The sequence below is a fragment of the Sphingomonas jatrophae genome (assembly GCF_900113315.1).
In the GTDB taxonomy this organism is placed as follows: Bacteria; Pseudomonadota; Alphaproteobacteria; order Sphingomonadales; family Sphingomonadaceae; genus Sphingomonas_P; species Sphingomonas_P jatrophae.
On the sequence record NZ_FOZG01000001.1, the window covers coordinates 1,050,414 to 1,068,319 of the forward strand.

General features: G+C 70.7%; 16 protein-coding genes. 4 read left to right on the forward strand and 12 right to left on the reverse strand.

The window, feature by feature from the left end; genetic code table 11:
- Positions 1-20 precede the first annotated feature (20 nt).
- The 12 genes from BM360_RS04905 to BM360_RS04960 form a co-directional block, all read right to left on the reverse strand.
- Positions 21-1,907 (reverse strand): XrtA/PEP-CTERM system amidotransferase, encoded by a 1,887-nt coding sequence (locus BM360_RS04905; RefSeq protein WP_093311597.1) that lies wholly within the window; start codon positions 1,905-1,907, stop codon positions 21-23.
- Positions 1,907-3,469 (reverse strand): exosortase A, encoded by a 1,563-nt coding sequence (xrtA, locus tag BM360_RS04910; protein ID WP_093311598.1) that lies wholly within the window; start codon positions 3,467-3,469, stop codon positions 1,907-1,909. Before xrtA ends, BM360_RS04905 begins: the two co-directional genes overlap by 1 nt.
- Positions 3,466-4,632 (reverse strand): TIGR03087 family PEP-CTERM/XrtA system glycosyltransferase, encoded by a 1,167-nt coding sequence (locus tag BM360_RS04915; protein WP_207544528.1) that lies wholly within the window; start codon positions 4,630-4,632, stop codon positions 3,466-3,468. Before BM360_RS04915 ends, xrtA begins: the two co-directional genes overlap by 4 nt.
- The gene (locus BM360_RS04920; protein WP_242653321.1) at positions 4,632-5,678 is read right to left on the reverse strand and encodes a FemAB family XrtA/PEP-CTERM system-associated protein; all 1,047 of its coding nucleotides are present in this window, start codon (positions 5,676-5,678) and stop codon (positions 4,632-4,634) included. Before BM360_RS04920 ends, BM360_RS04915 begins: the two co-directional genes overlap by 1 nt.
- Positions 5,675-6,556 (reverse strand): XrtA system polysaccharide deacetylase, encoded by an 882-nt coding sequence (locus BM360_RS04925; protein ID WP_165611200.1) that lies wholly within the window; start codon positions 6,554-6,556, stop codon positions 5,675-5,677. The genes BM360_RS04920 and BM360_RS04925 overlap by 4 nt, the downstream gene beginning before the upstream one ends.
- Before the next feature lie 4 nt (positions 6,557-6,560).
- A complete protein-coding gene (locus BM360_RS04930) occupies positions 6,561-7,577 on the reverse strand; it encodes an XrtA/PEP-CTERM system-associated ATPase (RefSeq protein WP_093311608.1) in 1,017 nt (338 codons plus the stop codon).
- A gap of 39 nt (positions 7,578-7,616) precedes the next feature.
- A complete protein-coding gene (locus tag BM360_RS04935) occupies positions 7,617-9,233 on the reverse strand; it encodes a porin family protein (RefSeq protein WP_093311615.1) in 1,617 nt (538 codons plus the stop codon).
- Entirely contained in the window at positions 9,233-10,105 is an 873-nt protein-coding gene (locus BM360_RS04940; RefSeq protein WP_093311617.1) for a P-loop NTPase, read from the reverse strand. The genes BM360_RS04935 and BM360_RS04940 overlap by 1 nt, the downstream gene beginning before the upstream one ends.
- A gap of 13 nt (positions 10,106-10,118) precedes the next feature.
- On the reverse strand, positions 10,119-11,639 hold the full coding sequence (locus BM360_RS04945; protein WP_093311624.1) for an XrtA system polysaccharide chain length determinant: 1,521 nt from the start codon (positions 11,637-11,639) through the stop codon (positions 10,119-10,121).
- 10 nt (positions 11,640-11,649) lie between these two features.
- The gene (locus BM360_RS04950; protein ID WP_242653406.1) at positions 11,650-12,276 is read right to left on the reverse strand and encodes an XrtA/PEP-CTERM system exopolysaccharide export protein; all 627 of its coding nucleotides are present in this window, start codon (positions 12,274-12,276) and stop codon (positions 11,650-11,652) included.
- 148 nt (positions 12,277-12,424) lie between these two features.
- Positions 12,425-13,648 (reverse strand): pyridoxal-dependent decarboxylase, exosortase A system-associated, encoded by a 1,224-nt coding sequence (locus tag BM360_RS04955; protein WP_093311628.1) that lies wholly within the window; start codon positions 13,646-13,648, stop codon positions 12,425-12,427.
- Complete coding sequence (locus BM360_RS04960; protein WP_093311636.1) at positions 13,645-15,144, reverse strand: AMP-binding protein; 1,500 nt, start codon at positions 15,142-15,144, stop codon at positions 13,645-13,647. Before BM360_RS04960 ends, BM360_RS04955 begins: the two co-directional genes overlap by 4 nt.
- A 31-nt stretch (positions 15,145-15,175) precedes the next feature.
- Between BM360_RS04960 and BM360_RS04965 the strand changes: the two genes are divergently transcribed.
- From BM360_RS04965 to BM360_RS04980, 4 genes are read left to right on the forward strand one after another with little or no spacing between them, the layout of a single operon-like run.
- The gene (locus BM360_RS04965; protein WP_165611201.1) at positions 15,176-16,192 is read left to right on the forward strand and encodes a GNAT family N-acetyltransferase; all 1,017 of its coding nucleotides are present in this window, start codon (positions 15,176-15,178) and stop codon (positions 16,190-16,192) included.
- 35 nt (positions 16,193-16,227) lie between these two features.
- Positions 16,228-16,497 carry an acyl carrier protein gene (locus tag BM360_RS04970; RefSeq protein ID WP_093311645.1) on the forward strand — a complete coding sequence of 90 codons (270 nt, stop codon included), beginning with the start codon at positions 16,228-16,230 and terminating at the stop codon, positions 16,495-16,497.
- Positions 16,494-17,132: a hypothetical protein gene (locus tag BM360_RS04975; RefSeq protein WP_093311648.1), complete on the forward strand. Its 639-nt coding sequence runs from the start codon at positions 16,494-16,496 to the stop codon at positions 17,130-17,132. The genes BM360_RS04970 and BM360_RS04975 overlap by 4 nt, the downstream gene beginning before the upstream one ends.
- On the forward strand, positions 17,117-17,902 hold the full coding sequence (locus tag BM360_RS04980; protein ID WP_093313776.1) for a hydrolase 1, exosortase A system-associated: 786 nt from the start codon (positions 17,117-17,119) through the stop codon (positions 17,900-17,902). Before BM360_RS04975 ends, BM360_RS04980 begins: the two co-directional genes overlap by 16 nt.
- Positions 17,903-17,906: the final 4 nt, after the last annotated feature.

Sequence of the window (17,906 nt, forward strand, 5' to 3'; positions counted from 1 at the left end):
CCCTATGCCCTGGTTCGCGCTCAGAACAGCCGCGGCAGCGCCTTTTCCAGCATCAGCAGCTGCCACAGCAAGCGGCCCTGCTCGCTGCGTCCGGCACGGTGTTCGGCGGCGATGCGGGCAATGGCGGGCATGTCGAACCAGCCGGTGCCGGCGAGGATCTCGCTGCGGCCGAGCGCGGCGGCGGTGTCCGCCAGGGGTCCGCGGAACCAGGCGCTGACGGGCGTGACGAAGCCCATCTTGCGCCGGTAGAGGATGTCGTCGGGCAGCCAGCGCGACAGCGTGCGCTTGAGGAGATATTTGCCCTCCCCGCGCTTCAGCCGCAGCCCGGCCGGCAAAGTCGCGGCGAACTGGATCAGGCGGTGATCGAGCAGAGGCTCGCGCGCTTCAAGGCTGACGGCCATGCTGGTGCGATCGACCTTGGTCAGGATGTCGCCCGGCAGCCACAGCTTGAGATCGCAATATTGTGCGCGGTCGAGCGCATCGCGGGCGGGCGCGGCGGCGTAGAGGCGTTCCCAGCGCTCCTCCGCGCGGTGGCCGGCGATGGCGTGGCGAAAGCCGTTTGAATAAAGCCGCTGTCGGATGCGGGGCGGCGTGACCCCGACCGCCTGCGCATAGGCCGCGCCCGCCTCCGCCCCGATGCCCTCCAGCGTCGACTTGAAGCGGAGCGGCCGCGGCGCCCAGTCGAGCTTCGGCCAGCGCGCGGCGAGCGGGGCGACGACGTTCCGCCGGAAACCCGAGGGCAGCAGGCCCCGCACCCGCTCCTCCGCGGCGAAGAAAGCGTGGCGGCGATAGCCGGCGAAGGCCTCGTCCGCGCCGTCACCCGACAGCGCGACAGTCACCCGCTCGCGCGCAAGCTCGGCCACGCGGTAGGTGGCGAGTGCAGACGCATCGGCGAACGGCTCGTCGAAATGATGCGCGAGCGTGTCGACAAGGCCGATGTCCATCGCCTCGACGGTGCGGCTGCGATGCGCAGTGGCGAAACGGCGGGCGATCTGCTCGGCATAGCGGCTCTCGTCATGGCCGGCCTCGGCAAAACCGATCGAGCAGGTCTCAACCGCCTGCCCGCTCGCCTCCGCCATCAAGGCGACAACACCCGAAGAGTCGACGCCGCCCGACAGGAAGGCGCCGAGCGGCACATCCGCAACCATGCGCGACCGGACCGCCTGGCGGAGCAGATCGGCCAGTTCCTCCTCAAGCGCGGCGGCGCTGCCGGTGGCGCGATCGGCAAAGCTGACGTCCCACCATCGCTGCGGCTCCGGCAGCGGGAGATCGCGGCGGACGAGCAGGCGGTGGCCGGCGGGGAGCTTGCGCACGCCCGCGACGAAGCAGGCATCGTCGGGCACGTAACCGAACGCCAGATAATCCTCGATCGCGCGCGGATCGGGCGTGCTGCGGAAGCGTGGATGGGCGAGGATGCCCTTCAGTTCGGAGGCGAACAGCAGGGTGCCGTCCCCCAGCTCCGCATAATGGAGCGGCTTCACGCCGAGCCGGTCGCGCGCGAGAAACAGGCCGAGATCCGCATCGTGCAGCGCGAAGGCGAACATGCCGTCGAACCGGTCGAGGCAGTCCGGACCCCATTGCCGCCAGCCGTGGAGGATCACCTCCGTATCACTGGCGGTGCGGAAGACGTGGCCGTGCGCCTCCAGTTCGGCGCGGACGGCGCGGAAATTGTAGATCTCGCCATTGAATACGACGCAGATGCGGCCGTCCGGCGACAGCATCGGCTGGTCGCCTGTCGCGAGATCGATGATCGACAGACGGCGATGGCCGAGGCCGACGCCGGGGCCGGTCCACACGCCCGCACCATCGGGGCCGCGGTGCGCGATGGCGTCCGTCATCGCGGCGACGCGCGCGGGATCGACGGGCTTCAGTCCCTCGCGGTGGAAGATGCCGGCAATGCCGCACATCAGCGTTCGTCCAGCATGGCGGCGACGACGCGCTCGGGCGATCCGAGCGCGGGCAGGAAGGCGTCGATCGCGGCCCGCGCGCCGGGTTCGGGCGCGGAGACGAGGATCGCGGCCGCGCGCTGCGGGCCGCCGAGCAATCGCGCCCGCAACGTTTCCAGCTTCACGCGCGCTTCGTTCCCGGTCGTGACATCGCCGACGCGGTAGAAGAGCGCCACCTCGCGCACAATGGGGCCGCGTGGGGATCCGGCGGTGATCCGCTCCGCCCGGCCGCCGGGCGGGGGCGTGGTGGCGCTGGTCCATGTCCAGACGCCGTCCTCACCCGTCGCGCCCTGGCCGAAGCCGACCAGTTCGCGCCCCTCCTCCTGCCGCGCGAAGACGGTGACGGCGAGATCGACTTCGTGGCCACCGGCATTGCGATAACGGCCAATCAGGCTGTGATCGGGATTGCGGAAGGACGGACCCCACGGCACCGCATCCTCCATCGGCACGCGCGTCCAGCCGGGCACGGCGGGCAGGAAGAGGCGGCGGTCGAGCGGCGGCGCAGCGGCGGCGACGACATGCGACCAGATGAGCGGCGCGGCGGCGAGCGCCAGGCCGGCGAGCGCCTGCGGCCAGCCGAGCCGGTGATGGCGCGGACTGGGATCGAGCCGCTCGGGGGAGAACCACGGATCGGTCGGGCTCCGGTCGAACCAGCGCCAGAAGATCGCCAGCAGCGCGGCAATAACGAGGCCGAAGAAGATCCAGCCATAGACGATGTGATCGAAATCGTCGGCGAGCTTCAGCCCGCGCTTCGATGCCACCCAGATGGTCGCCCATGCGCGCACCCCATTCGCCAGCACCGGCACGACGATGCAGGCGGCGAGGAAGGCGATGCGGCGGGATAGCCGCGTGAAGCAGAGGTTCGCCGCCAAAGCACCGAAGGCGAGCATGGCGACGAGGAACTTCACGCCCGAACACGCCTCCGCCACCTCGAACCAGCCATGCGGCGTGGTGATGAACACGCCGTCGAGCGTGGCGGGCATGCCCGCGAGCGCCAGCAGCGCCATGCACATCTTTGCGGTCAGCGTTTGCAGCGGCGGCACCAGCTCCTCGCCCGCGGGCACGAGGAAGAGGAGGTAGAAGAGCGGAAAGGCGAGTGCACGGGCGACAGGCAGGCCGAGCGTCGCCACGACCATGCCCTGCACCATCAGCACGAGGCCGAGATGCCGGGCGAGCGCGACCCCCGCCGCATCGCCGAGCAGCCAGCCCACCGCCCCCACGCCGACGAGCAGCAGCCCCGGCCACCAGCCGCGCGGCGCGATGCGGGCGAGCCCGCCGCGCCGCTGCCAGACGAGCCAGGCGGTGATCGGAGCGATGAACAGGCAATGCTGGAAGGTGGAACTGTTCCACCAGATGCCCGCCATGTCGGCAAGATCGCGGTGAAAGAGAAGGAGCAGGACCGCCTCTGCCGTCGCCAGCAGCGCGAGCGCGCGCGGCCAGCCATAGTCACCCAACCTGTCCCGGGTGGCGGAGGCGGACGGCGCCGTGACAGGCTGGACGACCACGGGGCGGATCAGGGTCATGCGCGGCCGAGCAGCGCGGGCAGACCCGCCAGCCGCGCCTCCCAGCCATAGCGGGCGATCATGCGGGCGCGGCCTGCGTCGCCGAGCGCACTGCAACGGGCCGGATCGGCGAGGAGGTCGATCACCGCGGCCGCCAGCGCCTCTCCCTCGGCGACGATTAGGTCACGCCCGGGCACGGCGTCGATGCCCTCGCGCGCCTGGGGGGAGGCGACGACCGCGCGGGCCATCGCCATCGCCTCAAGCACCTTGTTCTGCACGCCGCGCGCGATGGTGAGCGGCGCGACGACCACGTCGGCGCGGGCGAGCCAGGTACGCGTGTCGGGCACCTCGCCGGTCACGGTTACGCCTGGCAGCGCCGCCAGCGCGCGCACCGCGGGCGTAGGCGCACGCCCGACGATGGCGAAGGCGGCGACAGGATGCGCGGTGCGGATGAGCGGCAGCGCATCCGTGGCGAAGCGCGTCACCGCCCCGACGTTCGGCGGGTAATCCATCTGGCCGGTGAACAGGATCAGCGGGCCGTCATGTGCGATGGGCGGCACGGCGGCGGGATCGTAGCGGGCGAGATCGATGCCATTCTCGATCACCACCGCGTTCGTGGCGCCCGAGCGGGTGCGGAACAGCGCCGCCTCCGCCTCGCTGACGAAGCTGGCGGCGTGCGCGCGCTTCGCCTGCGCGGCTTCGTAAGCGGCGAGACGGCGGCCCTCGCGGCGGTGGACCCACGCCATCGGGCCGCTGCCCTGTCCATAAGCCTCGAACTTGGCGCTATCGACGTCGACCAGATCGAGCAGCAGGCGCCCCTTGAACTCCGCCGGCACGGCGCGCGCGGTCTGGCCGGAGAAGGCCACGATCGTGTCGATCGGCTCCGCCGCCAGCAAGTCCGCGACCGCGCGCGCGAAAGCGGGTTCGCCATAGGCCTCGACCGAGACGGGCGTGCCGCGGGCGAGTGCGATCAGTCCGGCGACAGGCGTGGAGCGGCGACGCGGCACCAGCGCCACGCGGCCGAGACGGTCGCGCAGAGGATCCTCCCCCTCCCCATCGGCGAAGGCGACGAGGTGGACGCGACCCAGCCGGGTGAGCGCCTGGAGCAGGTGGTAGGAGCGGATGCGGTCGCCGCGGTCGGGCGGCCAGGGCGTGCGGTGCGCCAGGAACAATATGTCGCCCATCAACCGAGCCCGCGCGAAATCCCCGGGCCGAGGAGATTGGCGACGCGCAGCGGCAGCTTCTGCCACAGCGCCACCTGCATGCGATATTTCGGGCTGAGCGGGTTGATCTCGCGCTTCGCCTCGCCCGCTGCGGTGCGCGACGCGTAGGCGAGCGGCACGGCCTCGAACCCCCAGTTGCGCTTAAACGCGGCGGCGCCGGTGCCGACCTTGGAGCGGCCAAAATCGAATGAGGTGCAGCCCCGCTCCCGCGCATGGCGCATCAGCGCGAAATACATCAGGTCGTTCGCGCGCCACGTCCGCGCCTCCGCCGTGCCGCCGCCCCAGTAGGGCATGACGCAACCGCGCCAGTAGAGCGACAGGACGGAGGCGATGGCCCGCCCGTCATGCCGGACGGTGAGGATGTCCGCTTCCTCGCCGAAACGCTCCAGCACCTCGGCGAACATGCGGCGGGGGAAGACGGGGGTGCCGAGATTGCGCACGCTTGTCGCGTAGACGGCGTGGTGCGTGGCGACGTCGCGGCCGATCTCGACCTCGAGATCGAAGCCGAGCGCGCGGCGCACCTCGGCGCGCTGCTTGCGCGGGATCGCCTTCAGCTCCGCCTCGTCATCGGCGGCGATGGGGCGGGTGAAGCCGACGTAGCTCGTCTCGTCGCGCGCCCAGCCTTCGGGAAGGTGGCCGCCACGCAACTCCAGCGTCGGACAGACGCGGCGTTCGGCCTGATCCCACGCCGCCTCGGCAAGCAGCTCGGCGGTCGCATCGTCATCGGCGATGATGCCGCCGCCGACCGCGAAGCCCGACGAGACGAGCGCGCGGCCGAACAAAGGCGAATGCACTTCCGTCAGCGGCACGAAGCCGGTCAGCGCGCCACCCCGCTCCGCCACCAGCGCGACGTGACGCTGACCGCAGCCGGCGGCGACGCCGCGGCCCCAAGCGGCGAGATGGAACGGCGTGCCTTGCGGATGCTCGCGCGCATAAGCATCGAGCCGCGCATCGTCATGGAGCTCGCCCAGGCGGATGCGGGTGCGCAGCAGCGGACCTTCCTTCACGCGGCAGCCCGGCGGGCGACCACGCGGTCGGTGCGATCCCATGCCACCGCGCGCAGCATCTTCTCCAGCTTGCCTTCCATCGCCGACAGTCGGCTGTAATGGCGCAGGCGCGAGCGGAGCGGCGCCTGTTCGACGCGCGGCTGCTCAGGATCGATCTCCCACGGGTGAAAATAGAAGATGGCGGGCTGGCCGGCACGGTTCACCTGACCCACTGCCCAGCGGCTGAAGGCGAAGGGCAACAGGCGGAAGAAGCCCCCGCCTCCCGCCGCCAGCGTGCGGCCGGCGGCACGCGCCGTCGTCACCGGCAGCTCGACGAGCGGACTGCCCTTGACCGGCGACCAGGCGAAGCGGGGCGAGTCCGGCCAGCCATAATGATCGTGCCGCACGGGCGCGACGGACGAGGAATAGGCATAGCCCTCCTCCGCCAGGATCGGGTGCGCCCAGGGCGTGCGCGCGTCGATCGAGAAGCTGGGGGCGCGGTAACCGGTGACGGCGACGCCGCCGGCATCCTCCAGCGTGTCGCGCGTGCGGCGCAGATCCGCGCGGAACTCGTCCGGCGTCATGGTGAAAACGCGCGCATGATCCCAGCCGTGGCTCGCCAGCTCGTGCCCCGCAGCGACGATGCGGCGCATCAGCGAGGGATGGCGCGCCGCCACATAGCCGAGCGTGAAGAAGGTGGCCTTCACCCCTGCCCGCTCGAACAGAGCAAGGCAGGCATCGGTGTTGCGCTCGACCCGGCTCTCGCACAGGTCCCAGCCGGCGCGATCGATCGTCCGCTCGAACGCGCCGACCTGATACCAGTCCTCGACATCGACCGACATCGCGTTGACGATGCGCGTATCCTGCGCACGCGTGATGCGGCCCTCGGGCGCGCTCATCGCGTCAGGCGACCGAACGGGGATAGCGGCCGCTGCGGTCGTCGCTCTCGATCCATTCGACCAGCAGGCTCAGCACGCGCTTGAGCACGGCATCCTGCTCCTCGAGCCGCGCGTCCTGCGCGTAGAGGCGTGCCTCCAACTGGGCGAGGCGATCGGCAAGGCCGGAATCGATCACGGCCGCCTCGGCCGGCCTGTCGGGGGCGGCCAGATCGTCCTTGGCCATGTCGGCGGCGGCAGCCTCGACCAGCCGTGCGTCGATGGTGGTCGCCTCCTCCACGGCGGCCATCAGCAGCGTGCGCCCGGCGAGCATGTTCACCCGCCGCGGCACGCCCGCCGAATGCGCGTGGAGCGCAGCGAAGGCATCGGCGGTGAAGGCGGGATTGCCCGTCCAGCCGGCCTTCTTCAGCCGGTGGAGGATGTACGGGCCAACCTCATCCGCGCCGATCGGATCGAGGTGGTGCGTCGCGATGACACGCTGGCGCAGCTGCTCCAGCCGCTCCTCGCCGTTCAGCGCCGCGCGGAACTCCGGCTGGCCGAGGAGGAAGATCTGGAGCAGCGCCTGGCCGCCACCCTGAAAGTTGGAGAGCATGCGCAGCTCTTCCAGCGCGTCGCGGCCGAGCAGCTGCGCCTCGTCGACCACCAGCAGCGTGCGCTTGCCCGCGCGGGCCGAGTCGTGCAGCCGCCGCTCGATCCGGTCGATCAGCTGCGCCTTGGCGACATCCTCGGTGGCGAGGCCGAGCGTCTGCGCCACCAGCCGCAGCAGATCGTCCGCGCCGACCTGGGTGGAGACGAGCTGGACGACGTTCAGCCGCGCCCGATCGATCGTCTCCATCAGGTGCGCGACCAGCGTCGTCTTGCCGGTGCCGACGTCACCCGTGATGACGATGAAGCCTTCGCCCTGCGCCAGGCCATAGCCGAGATAGGCCATCGCCTTCCGGTGCGTCGCGCTGTCGAAATAGAAGCGCGGATCCGGCGTCAGCTGGAAGGGTCGGTCGGCCAGGCCGTAATGTTCATCATACATGCGAAACGCCTCCGCGTCGGGCGCTAACCCGGCGTATCTTTAAAACTGGTAGCGCATGCCGACCAGCAACTGCCCCGAGACGATGGTATCATAGCCTTCCTGATCGGTGGCATAGACGCCGGCTGCTGCCGTCCCGCTCAGCCTGCCGGTGAAATCGTGATAGAGCGCGCTGGTTGCACCGCCCGTCACGATATCTCCGCCGTCGAGCAGCCCGGCCTTGTACCAATCGACATAGATTGCGTTTTCGAGCGTGGTCTGCGGTGACAGGCGAACGCCGAGATTGGCCTGCGCGCTGACGCTTTCATCCTTCACGCGGGCGATGTTGAAGATGGTGCCATAGATCGGCGTCAGATAGCGCCGCTGCGCATAACCCGCCCCGAAGCCGAGCGAGAGCGGCCCGCGGCTGGCGGAATAGACGGCATAAACGCCGCGCGAGCGGAAATCGCCCGTGGCGAGCGACTGGAACGCATCGTCGAAGCAGCCGCCCGGTCCGTTCGCGCCATTGTTGGAGAAGACGCAGCCGCCGCCCCGGTTGGAGAATGCGGTGCGCGGCACGGCGATCGTCGTCGGCAGCGCGGACAGGCTGCGGTTAAGCGAGCGGCCGAAGCTGTCCACCGCATTGTAGACGCCGACCTGCACGCTGGATGTGCTGGAAATCTGATGGTTGAACGATCCGGTGACGGCGAGCTGATCGTAACGCTCGCCCACCGTCGCGACCAGGGTGGTACGTCGGCTCGGCTTCCAGATCACGCCGGCGTCGTAATAGATGCCGGTATCGTCATAGGCGAGGATGCGCGGCTGGGTCGGATCCTTGACGTAGCGGCCGCCATTGTCGAGCACGGGCACGCCGCCCGGGCCGATCAGCGGCGTGGCGCTGGACGACCTGATCCACTCATAGCCGGCGCCGGCGGTGACGGCGAGCGTGGGGCTGACCGGCACGACGATGTCGCCGCGGACATAGTAATCGTGGAAGCGCTGGCTGAGCTCGTTCACCTGCTCGCGGACATAGCCGCCCGACACGCTCCAGCCGAACGGCAGCTCACCAGGACGCATGCCGACGCTGCCGCTGAGCAGGTGGCTGGTCGACTCGTCGTAGGTCGAGATGCGCTGCTCGCCCGGCAGCAGGCCGAGATCGCCCTTGTTGTCGACCCGCACCCAGCCGAAGCGATAGAGCGCGTTGATGTCGAGATCGCCGACGCGTGTCGCCAGCGTCGGGCCCGCATAGGCGCCGAAGGTCTGGGCGACGTTGGGCTGGTTGCCGGTGATGATGGCCGGGGCGAAGCCGCGAATGTCGACGCGGGTGCGCGCCGCGATGCCGCCCGCCTCGAAATCGAGCAGGTTGTCGACCAGCTTGTAGTTGAGCCGCGCGACGCCGCTATGCGTATCCGCATCGCCGTAGCTGTCGTCCCAGCTGAACTGATGTTCGTAGCGGTAGGAGATGCCGGCCGACAGGCGGCGCGTGTCGATCGTGCCGTCCACGCCTGCGGCGACGCCGGTATAGGTGACGACATCGTCGTCGAAGCTGGGCCCCGCAATCTGCGCGACGAGGGTCTGGTTCGCCTCGACATAGGGGCGGATCGTGGTGCGCTGCGCCGCGGCCGGGGCGGCGAGCGCCGACGCGGCGAGCAGGCCCGCAATGGCGAACCGGGGGGCCATCAGGCGTCCTTTCCGTAATAGCCGCCGAAGCGCCGCGTGCCGCCATGATAGGTGACGGCATTGAGCAGCAGCTGGAGCCGCGGGCAGGCGGAGAGCAGGCCCACCGCCTCCTTCAGCTCCGCCTCACCGGTGCTGTCCGCGCGGACGACGAGCAAGGTCTGCCCGACATGCAGCGCGAGGGCGGCGGCAGGCGACGCGGCAAGCGCGGGCGGCGAATCGAAGATGATCAGGCGGCGATCGCTGCGGCTGCTCAAGCGTTCCAGCAGCGAGCCCATCCGATCGGACGCGATCAGCTCGGTCGCGTTCGGCACGGGCTGGCCCGCGGGCAGGACGGACAGGGCGCCAATGTCGGTGCGGACGATGCAGCCTTCGACATCGACATGCGGATCGGCCAGCGCATCGAGCAGCCCCGGCCCTTCTTCCAGCCCCAGCACGCGCGGCACGGACGGGCGCGCCACGTCGGCATCGACCAGCAGCACCTCCCAATCCCGCTCGCTCGCGAGGCTGAGCGCGAGATTGGCGGCGCAGAAGGTCTTGCCCTCCCCCTCGCGGGCGGAAGCGATCAGGACCATGCGGTCACGCGCGGTGGCGCCGGGTGCGCCCGCCGCGAGCAGCAGCTGGCGCTTGACGATGCGCATCTCCTCCGCGAGCGCGGACGGGATCGCATCGGGCAGGATGAAGCCCTGCGTCTCCAGCAGGTCGCGCGGGATGGTGCCGCGGCGCGCAGCGGCACGGCGCCAGCCGCCCTCGGGCTCGACCACCGTCGCGGGTGCATCCTCCGCGACAGGCAGAGCGTGGGCGCGGGCGGCGGCCTCGAAGTCGAAGGCGCGGGCAGCGCGCTCCAGCAGCGAACGGGCGGGGCTGTCGGTCATGCTCGGCTCCCTCTCACGCCACCAGCCCGCGGCGCACGAATTCTACCACCAGCAGCAGCGCGCAGCATGCGGCGAGCGCGCCGGAGCCGCCGGCGAACCACACCAGCCGCTGGCGCGCCGCGGCGGCCCGGCCGGGCGTCACCACCTCGCCGATCGCGCCGAGCACGGGCAGGCCGCTCGCCTGCGCCAGCTTCTCGGGCGTGGTGTAGGTGGTCTTCAGCTGGCCGAGCGCGAAGGCGCCCGCCACGCCGGCGCCGAGCGCCACGATCAGCACGCCGAACAGCAGCAGCGGCCGCGGCGGCGCGACCGGCAGGCGCGGCGACGACGGCGGATCGATCACGCGGAACTGCACCGCATCCGTCTTGCTCGCCACCTCGGAGCGCAGGCGCACGTCCTCACGATCCTGCAGCAGCTTGTCATACTGCGCCTTCAGCACCTCATAGTCGCGGTTCAGCTGCGCCTGCTGCGCGGCCATCTCCGGCTCCTCCACCTGCTTGGCGGCGAAGGCGGCCATGTCGCCTGCCAGCTGCGCCTTGCGGGCCTGGAGCGCGGCGACGGTGCCCTGCTTCTCAGCCAGCATCGCCCGGACGGAGGCGTACATCGGGTTCGCCATCGAGCCCGCGCCGCTCGCCCCGTCGCCACCGGCGGCACGCAGGCGCGCGATCTGGCCCTTGATTGCGATCACGTCGGGATGCGCGTCGGTCCAGCCCTTGGCGGTGGCGTCGGCCAGCTGACCTTGCAGCGCGGCGACACGGCCGCCGCCGGTGGTGGCGCCAGGCACCGGAATGGTGGCGGGCGTCGAGCCGAGCTGGCCGCTCATCGCCGAGGCCGCGCTCTGCGCCGCGATCAACTGCATGTCGACCGAGGACATTTCGGTGCGCGCCTGTTCCAGCCGCTGCTGGAGCGAACCGGAGCCCGGCAGCATGCCCATGAACTTGCTTTCGAACTCCGCCCGCTTGCGGTCCGCCGCGTCCAGCCCGGCCTGGCGGCGGGCAAGCTCGCCGTCGAGGAAGCGGATCGTCTGCTCGGTCTCGTCACGGTCGCCGGCGAGGTTTTCCTCGACGAAGATGTCGATCAGCTTTTGCACGATGGCGCGGGCAAGCTTGGCGTTCTGCGCATCGGACAGGCCGCCGGCACTGGCGCGGGCGGTGATCTCGAACAGATTGTCCTGCTGCGCCTTGATCGTGATGGCTCGCGACAGCTTCTCGACCGCGGCGGCGAGATCGGCGTCGCTATGCACTTCCTGCGACAGATCGGTGCCGCGGATCACCTTCTGCAGGTTCACCCCGCTGGTCAACGTCTGGCGGACCTGATCGATCGTGCGCTGCTGCTCACCCGTCGTGATGCCGATCTTGCCCGGCAGCAGCGTCTGCATCTGGACGAACACGCGGGCGCGCGATTCGTAGCTGTTGGGGATCAGCGCAACCACCAGCCAGCCGAGCAGGGCGACGCCCCACGCGATCGCCAGCGCCAGCCAACGCCGACGCCACACGCCATGTGCCGCGATCAGCAGCTCGTTGATCAGCCCCCCCATCAGCGGCTCCTCAGAACATGCTTTCGGGGATGATGATGACGTCGCCCGGCTCAAGCTTCACGTTCGCGCTGGAATCGCCGCGCTTCAGCAACGCGCCGATCCGCAGATCGAATTCCTGCTGCTTGCCCGTTTCCTTGTTGAAGCGGATCAGCCGCGCCTTGTTGCCGCTGGCGAATTCGTTGAGGCCGCCCACCGCGATCATCGCGTCGAGCAGGGTCATGTTCGCGCGGTACGGCAGGCTGGCGGGCTTCTCCGTCGCGCCGACGACGCGCACCTGCTGCGAATAGGTGCCGGAGAACTGATCGACGATGACCGAGACGAGCGGCTCCTTGACGTATTTCGTCAGGCGCTGCGTGATGTCGGCGGCAAGCTCTGTCGGCGTCTTGCCGGTGGCGGGCAGATCCTGGATCAGCGGCGTGGTGATGCGGCCGTCGGGGCGCACCTGCACCTTGCCGCCAAGCTCCGGATTCCGCCACACGAAGATGGTCAGCTGATCGAGCGGGCCGATGACATAATCCTCGCTCGGCTTCTCCTCCGTCGCGACGAAGGAGGCGGGCGGCAGCTGCGGGCCCGTCGCCGTGGTGCAGCCGGACAGCAGCGCAAGCGCCGCTGCCGCCATTCCCGGCGCGAGCGCCATCCGCGAAGACCGCAAACCCCTCATCGTCACCTCACGCCTGTGCGGGCCCGCCACCTTGGGCGACGGGCATCTGTTCACGTTTCGCTATGCCGCACAGAGGTGAACAGACGGTTAGGATTGGTGGCGGTTAACCCTACTCCCGGCCCTTTCAGCCGACGAGCAGCTCAACCGGCGCAGGGTGGCCGAGAAACGCCTCCGGGCTAGCGGACCGGCCATAGGCGCCTGCGATGAACACCGCAATCAGATCCCCCACCTCGGTGCGCGGCAGCATCACCTGATCGCCCAGCCGGTCGAGCGGCGTGCAGAGGCAGCCGACGACGCTCACCTGCTCCGTCGGCTCGGCCGAGAAGCGGCTGGCATTGGCCAGCGGATAGTTGCGGCGGACCACCGTGCCGAAATTGCCCGAGGCGGCGAGCTGATGGTGCAGGCCGCCATCGACGACGAGGAACGTCTCGCCATGGCTGACCTTCCGGTCGATCACGCGGGTGAGGTAGACGCCCGCCTGCCCCACCAGCCAGCGGCCGAGCTCGATGGCGAAGCGCGTCTGGCCAAGCGGTTCGGGCGGCTGCGCCAGCCGTTCGGCCAGTGCCGCGCCGATGACGCTCACGTCCAGCCGCCGGTCGCCCGCGAAATGGGGGATGCCGAAGCCGCCGCCGAGATTGACGAGCGGCGGCGATGCGCCGACCTCCTCCGCCAGCTTCGCGGCAAGATCGAGCGTGGCACCCTGCGTCTCGATCAGCGCATCGGCATCCAGCCCCTGCGAACCCGCGAAGATGTGGAAGCCGCGCCAGTCCGCCCCCGCTTCGATCAGGCTGCGGGCGAGTTCAGGCACACGCTCCGCATCGACGCCGAACGGCTTGGCGCCGCCGCCCATCTTCATGCCCGAACCCTTGAGCGTGAAATCCGGATTGACCCGCACCGCCAGCTTCGGCCGAATGCCGATCCCGTCGGCGATGCGCAGCGCGCGGGCCGCCTCCCCTTCCGATTCGAGGTTGATCGTCACGCCCGCGCGGATTGCGGCGGTGAGTTCACGGTTGCGCTTGCCGGGGCCGGCGAAGCTGATCTCCCGCGCGCCGGCCTCCTGCGCCAGCGCCAGCTCGCCCTCGGAGGCGACGTCGATGCCGTCGGTCAGCCCCACCATCGCGGCGACCAGCGGGCGGCACGGATTGGCCTTGAGGGCATAATGCAGCGCGACGTTCGGGAAAGCGGCACGAAAGGCGATCACCTGCGCGTGGATGGTCGCCAGATCGTAGACGAACAGCGGCGTATCCTCCGCCGCCGCGACCAGCGCCTCGACGCTGCGGCCCGCGATCATCAGCGATCCATCGCCGCCCGCGGCGAAACCGGGCGGGATGGGACCGATCGGCTTCATGCGAATGCCTCCGCTATGGCGCGGCGATCGAGCTTGCCGTTGGGATTGCGCGGCAGGCTGTCCGCGCGGCGGATGGCCTGCGGCTGCATGAAGCCGGGCAGCTCGCGCTTCAGATAGGCGGCGAGGGCGGCGTCGTCGCCCGGACCCGCCACCACCAGCCGGATCGCCTGGCCCAGCCGCGCATCGGGCACGCCGAACGCCACCGCCTCCATCGCCTCGCCGCTCGCCACCGCCGTCTCCTCGATCTCGGTCGGGCTGATGCGGTTGCCGGCCGATTTCAGCATCTCGTCATCCCGCCCGACGAAGCGGATCAGCCCGTCCGCATCGCGCACCACCGTATCGCCCGACCAAACCGCGACGCCGCCGTGGGTAGAGGCGGCAGGCGCCGGGCGGAAGCGGGCGGCCGACCGCTCGGCATCGCGCCAGTAACCTTGCGCCACCAGCGGCCCGGCGTGGACCAGCTCCCCCGCCTCACCGTCCGCGGCGAGGCTGCCGTCCGGGCGCACGACCATCACCTCGGCGAACGGGATCGCGCTGCCGATCGACTCGGGATGCGCATCGTAGAGCGCGGGATCGAGAAAGGTGGAGCGGAACGCCTCGGTCAGCCCGTACATCGAGAACAGTTCGGCATCAGGAAACAGCGCGCGCAGCCGCCGGCCGAGCGGCACCGCCAGCCGTCCACCCGTATTGGTCAGGCGCCGGATGCGTGCGGCGACCTCCGCTGGCCAGTTCGCCTCCGCCAGCTGCACCCACAAGGGCGGCACGCCGGCCAGTTGCGTCACCCCGTGGCGGGCGCACGCCTTCACCACATCAGCCGGCAGCAGATAATCGAGCGGCACGACCCGCGCGCCCGCCGCCCAGGCGGAGAGCAGCTGGTTCTGCCCGTAATCGAACGAGAGCGGCAGGGCGGCGAGCAGCACGTCATCGTCGGCCAGACGCAGGTAATGCGCGACGGAGATGGCGCCGAGCCAAAGATTGGCGTGGCTCAGCATCACGCCTTTCGGCCGGCCGGTCGACCCCGACGTGTAGAGGATCGCGACCAAGGCCGCGGGATCGGCGGACGATGGCGCAAGTCCCTCCCCGATGAGCCAACCGGCCGCATCCGTCTCCGCCACGGCAACACAGGCGCCGGGCACGTCATCGGCCGCCAGCGTGCCCAGCCGCGCCTCGCCGCCGATCAGCAGCACGGCGCCGCTATCGGCCAGGATATGCGCCACCTGCGCCCGCTTGAGCAGCGGATTGATCGGCACATGGACCAGCCCCGCCCGCGCACAGGCCAGCGGCAGCACGCAGGCGAGCCGCGACTTCGCCAGCCACGAGGCGATGCGCGCGCCGGGGGCCGCACGTTCGCGGAGTGCCGCGGCGAGCGCGCCCGTCATCCGATCCAGCTCGGCATAGGTGACGACGCCCGCGCGGTCCTCGATCGCGGCCGCCTGCCCCGCACCGCGAAGCGCGAGATGATCGAGCGGCGAAGGCGTCTCGTTAAGCGGAACCATGCTAGCGCGTCCTTCGCGCGGGTGGCCGCGCATGGCAAGCGACGGAGATGGATTGGTCGAGGTCCGCATCTTTGACGATCTCGACGCGGTGGCCGCCGATGCCGCAGGCGCGCTGGACCGGGGGCGCCAGGCGTCGCTGTTTGATAGGCTCGACTGGTATCGCCTGACGCTGGCGCATGCGCCGCTGCGCGGCCGGCCGCTGATCCTGCGCGCACGGGATGGCGCGGCGGCGGCGTGGCTGTTCCTGATGCGGGAGGGCGCGCGCGCCGAGGGGATGGTCAGCTGGTATAGCCTGCGCTTCGATGCGCCGCGGATCGGCGCGGCGGACGCGTGCCTGCCCGCGCTCGCCCGCGCGTTGGCGGATCAGGGGATCGGCCATGTCGCGCTCTGGCCTCTCGCCGACACACACCTGGCGCATGTATTTGCGGCGGCCGGCTGGCGCACGCGGCTGAGCGCGGCATCGGTGAATCGGCACGTCGCGGTGACCGACTGGCCGACCTACTGGGCGGCGCGGCCGGGCGCCCTGCGCGAAACAGTGCGCCGGAGGGGACGTGGCGATCCGTTCCGGCTCGTCATCCTCGACCGTTTCGATGCGGCGGCATGGCGCGACTATGAAGCAGTTTACGCGCGCAGCTGGAAGCGGGCGGAGGGCGCGCCGGCCTTCCTGCACGTCTTGGCCGAGCAGGAAGGCGCTGCGGGCACGCTCCGCCTCGGCCTCGGTTATGATGGCGCGCGTCCGGTGGCGGCGCAGCTGTGGCTGGTCGAGGGCGGCACCGCCACGATCCACAAGCTGGCACATGACGAGGCCGACCGCGCCCGCTCGCCCGGCACGCTGCTCAGCCACGCCATGTTCCGCCATGTCATCGAGGCGGACGGCGTGCGACTGATCGACTTCGGCACCGGCGACGACGCCTACAAGGCGGACTGGATGGACGAGGTGCGCCCGCTCCACCGGCTCGACGCGTGGAACCCGCGCAACCTCAACGGGCTGGCCGGCCTGGCGCGCGACGTGGCGGGCAAGCTTGTCCGCACGCTCCGCAACCGCTAGGTGCGCCGCAACATGATCTTGGGGGCAAGCGGCAGGTGACGGACGACGCAGGCGAGGTCGAGGCGACGCTCCGGGCGGTGCTTGCCGACGTGCTGGCGATCGATCCCGCGCGCGTCGCCACCTTCACCGATGCTACCCCGCTGTTCGGCGCGCTGCCCGAACTCGACTCGATGGCGGTCGGCAATCTGCTGACCGAGATCGAGGATCGCATGGGCTTCGTCATCGATGATGACGATATCGATGGCGACACGCTCGCCAGCTTCGGCGCACTGCACAGCTTCGTCCGGGCCAAGGCACTGGCGTGACCGCTGGCCTGCGGCTCGGCAGCTACGAGACCGCGCACGGCCCCGAACTGACCATCCGCCGCGGGCCAGCGGATGCGCCGCAGCTGCTGCTGGTGCAGCCGCTGTTCGAGGAGGCGAACTTCACCCGCAGCTTCGCGAGCGATCTGCTGCGCGCTCTGGGTGACGGCATCGGCACCTGGCTGTTCGACCTGCCCGCGCAGGGTGACAGCATCGTGCCGCTCGCCGCGATCCGGCTGGTCGACTGGCGCGCGGCAGTGCGCGCGGTGCAGGCACATGTCGCGGCGGAGACGGGCCATGCGCCGCACGTCGCGGCGGTCCGTGGCGGTGCGTTGCTGGTGGAGGAGGCGCGCTCGCTCTGGCGACTGAATGCGTGCGACGGCGCAGCGGTGCTGCGACCTCTGGTCCGCGCGGGGCGGCATGGCGACAGTGCAGGCATTGGCGGGTGGGCGATCTCACCGGCATTTGAGGAGGATCTGCACGCCGCAACCCTGCCCTGCCCGACCTGCCCCGTCTCCGATCAGGAATGGCCCGGCACGCCACCCTGGCGGCGCGCGGAGCCGGGGCGTGACCCGGCAGTCGCTCAGACGCTGGCCGCCGATCTCGCCCGTTGGATCGCGACGTGCGACGCGCGCTGACGGTCGCCTGCGAAAGCGCGACGTTGGTCGCCAGCCTCGACGAGGCGCCGGGCACGACGGGCCTGCTGATCGTCACCGGCGGATTGCAGGTGCGCAGCGGCGCGCATGGCGGGCAGGCCCGGCTGGCCGCCCTCCTCGCCGCCGCCGGCCATCCCGTCCTCCGCTATGACCGGCGCGGCATCGGCGATTCGGATGGCGACGATCCCGGCTGGCGCGACCAGTTGGCCGACATCGCCGCTGCCGCCGCTGCGCTGCGCCGGGCACAACCGCAGCTGACGCGGATCGTCGGCTATGGCCTGTGCGATGCTGCCGCGGCTCTGGCGCTGCACGGCCGCGCGGCCGGGCTCGAGGCGTTGATCCTCGCCAACCCTCAAGTGGTGGAGCCCGCCGCCGGCCTGCCGCCCCCCGCCGCCATCCGCAGCCGCTATCGCGCGCAGCTGGGGGACGTCGACGCATGGCGCCGGCTGCTCACCGGCCGGCTGGATCTGCGCCGCGTGGCGCGCGGCCTGGCCGCTGCGCTGAGCCGCTCAGGAGCGCTGACGGATCAGCTGGCCGCGGCGCTGCTTGCGGCGCGCCTGCCCACCACCGTGCTGCTGGCGGAGGGTGACGCCACCGCCATCGCCTTCGCCGCTGCGGCGCGAAGCGGACGCTGGCGCGACCTCGCGCTCGACGTGCGCGTGCGGCCGAGTGCCAGCCATGGCTTTGCCGGCGAAGGCGATGCGGCGTGGCTGGCGGAGCAGGTGGCGGCGGTGCTGGGCAGCCGTTCGTAGCTGG

What these genes read in the sequence shown, in the direction of transcription:
- BM360_RS04955 (WP_093311628.1), bottom strand. Translation starts at nt 13,648, where the DNA reads ATGAAGCCGATCGGTCCCATCCCGCCCGGTTTCGCCGCGGGCGGCGAT.
- BM360_RS04925 (WP_165611200.1), bottom strand. Translation starts at nt 6,556, where the DNA reads ATGAGCGCGCCCGAGGGCCGCATCACGCGTGCGCAGGATACGCGCATC.
- BM360_RS04915 (WP_207544528.1), bottom strand. Translation starts at nt 4,632, where the DNA reads ATGGGCGACATATTGTTCCTGGCGCACCGCACGCCCTGGCCGCCCGAC.
- xrtA (WP_093311598.1), bottom strand. Translation starts at nt 3,469, where the DNA reads ATGACCCTGATCCGCCCCGTGGTCGTCCAGCCTGTCACGGCGCCGTCC.
- BM360_RS04945 (WP_093311624.1), bottom strand. Translation starts at nt 11,639, where the DNA reads ATGGGGGGGCTGATCAACGAGCTGCTGATCGCGGCACATGGCGTGTGG.
- BM360_RS04950 (WP_242653406.1), bottom strand. Translation starts at nt 12,276, where the DNA reads ATGGCGCTCGCGCCGGGAATGGCGGCAGCGGCGCTTGCGCTGCTGTCC.
- BM360_RS04930 (WP_093311608.1), bottom strand. Translation starts at nt 7,577, where the DNA reads ATGTATGATGAACATTACGGCCTGGCCGACCGACCCTTCCAGCTGACG.
- BM360_RS04960 (WP_093311636.1), bottom strand. Translation starts at nt 15,144, where the DNA reads ATGGTTCCGCTTAACGAGACGCCTTCGCCGCTCGATCATCTCGCGCTT.
- BM360_RS04965 (WP_165611201.1), top strand. Translation starts at nt 15,176, where the DNA reads ATGGCAAGCGACGGAGATGGATTGGTCGAGGTCCGCATCTTTGACGAT.
- BM360_RS04940 (WP_093311617.1), bottom strand. Translation starts at nt 10,105, where the DNA reads ATGACCGACAGCCCCGCCCGTTCGCTGCTGGAGCGCGCTGCCCGCGCC.
- BM360_RS04935 (WP_093311615.1), bottom strand. Translation starts at nt 9,233, where the DNA reads ATGGCCCCCCGGTTCGCCATTGCGGGCCTGCTCGCCGCGTCGGCGCTC.
- BM360_RS04905 (WP_093311597.1), bottom strand. Translation starts at nt 1,907, where the DNA reads ATGTGCGGCATTGCCGGCATCTTCCACCGCGAGGGACTGAAGCCCGTC.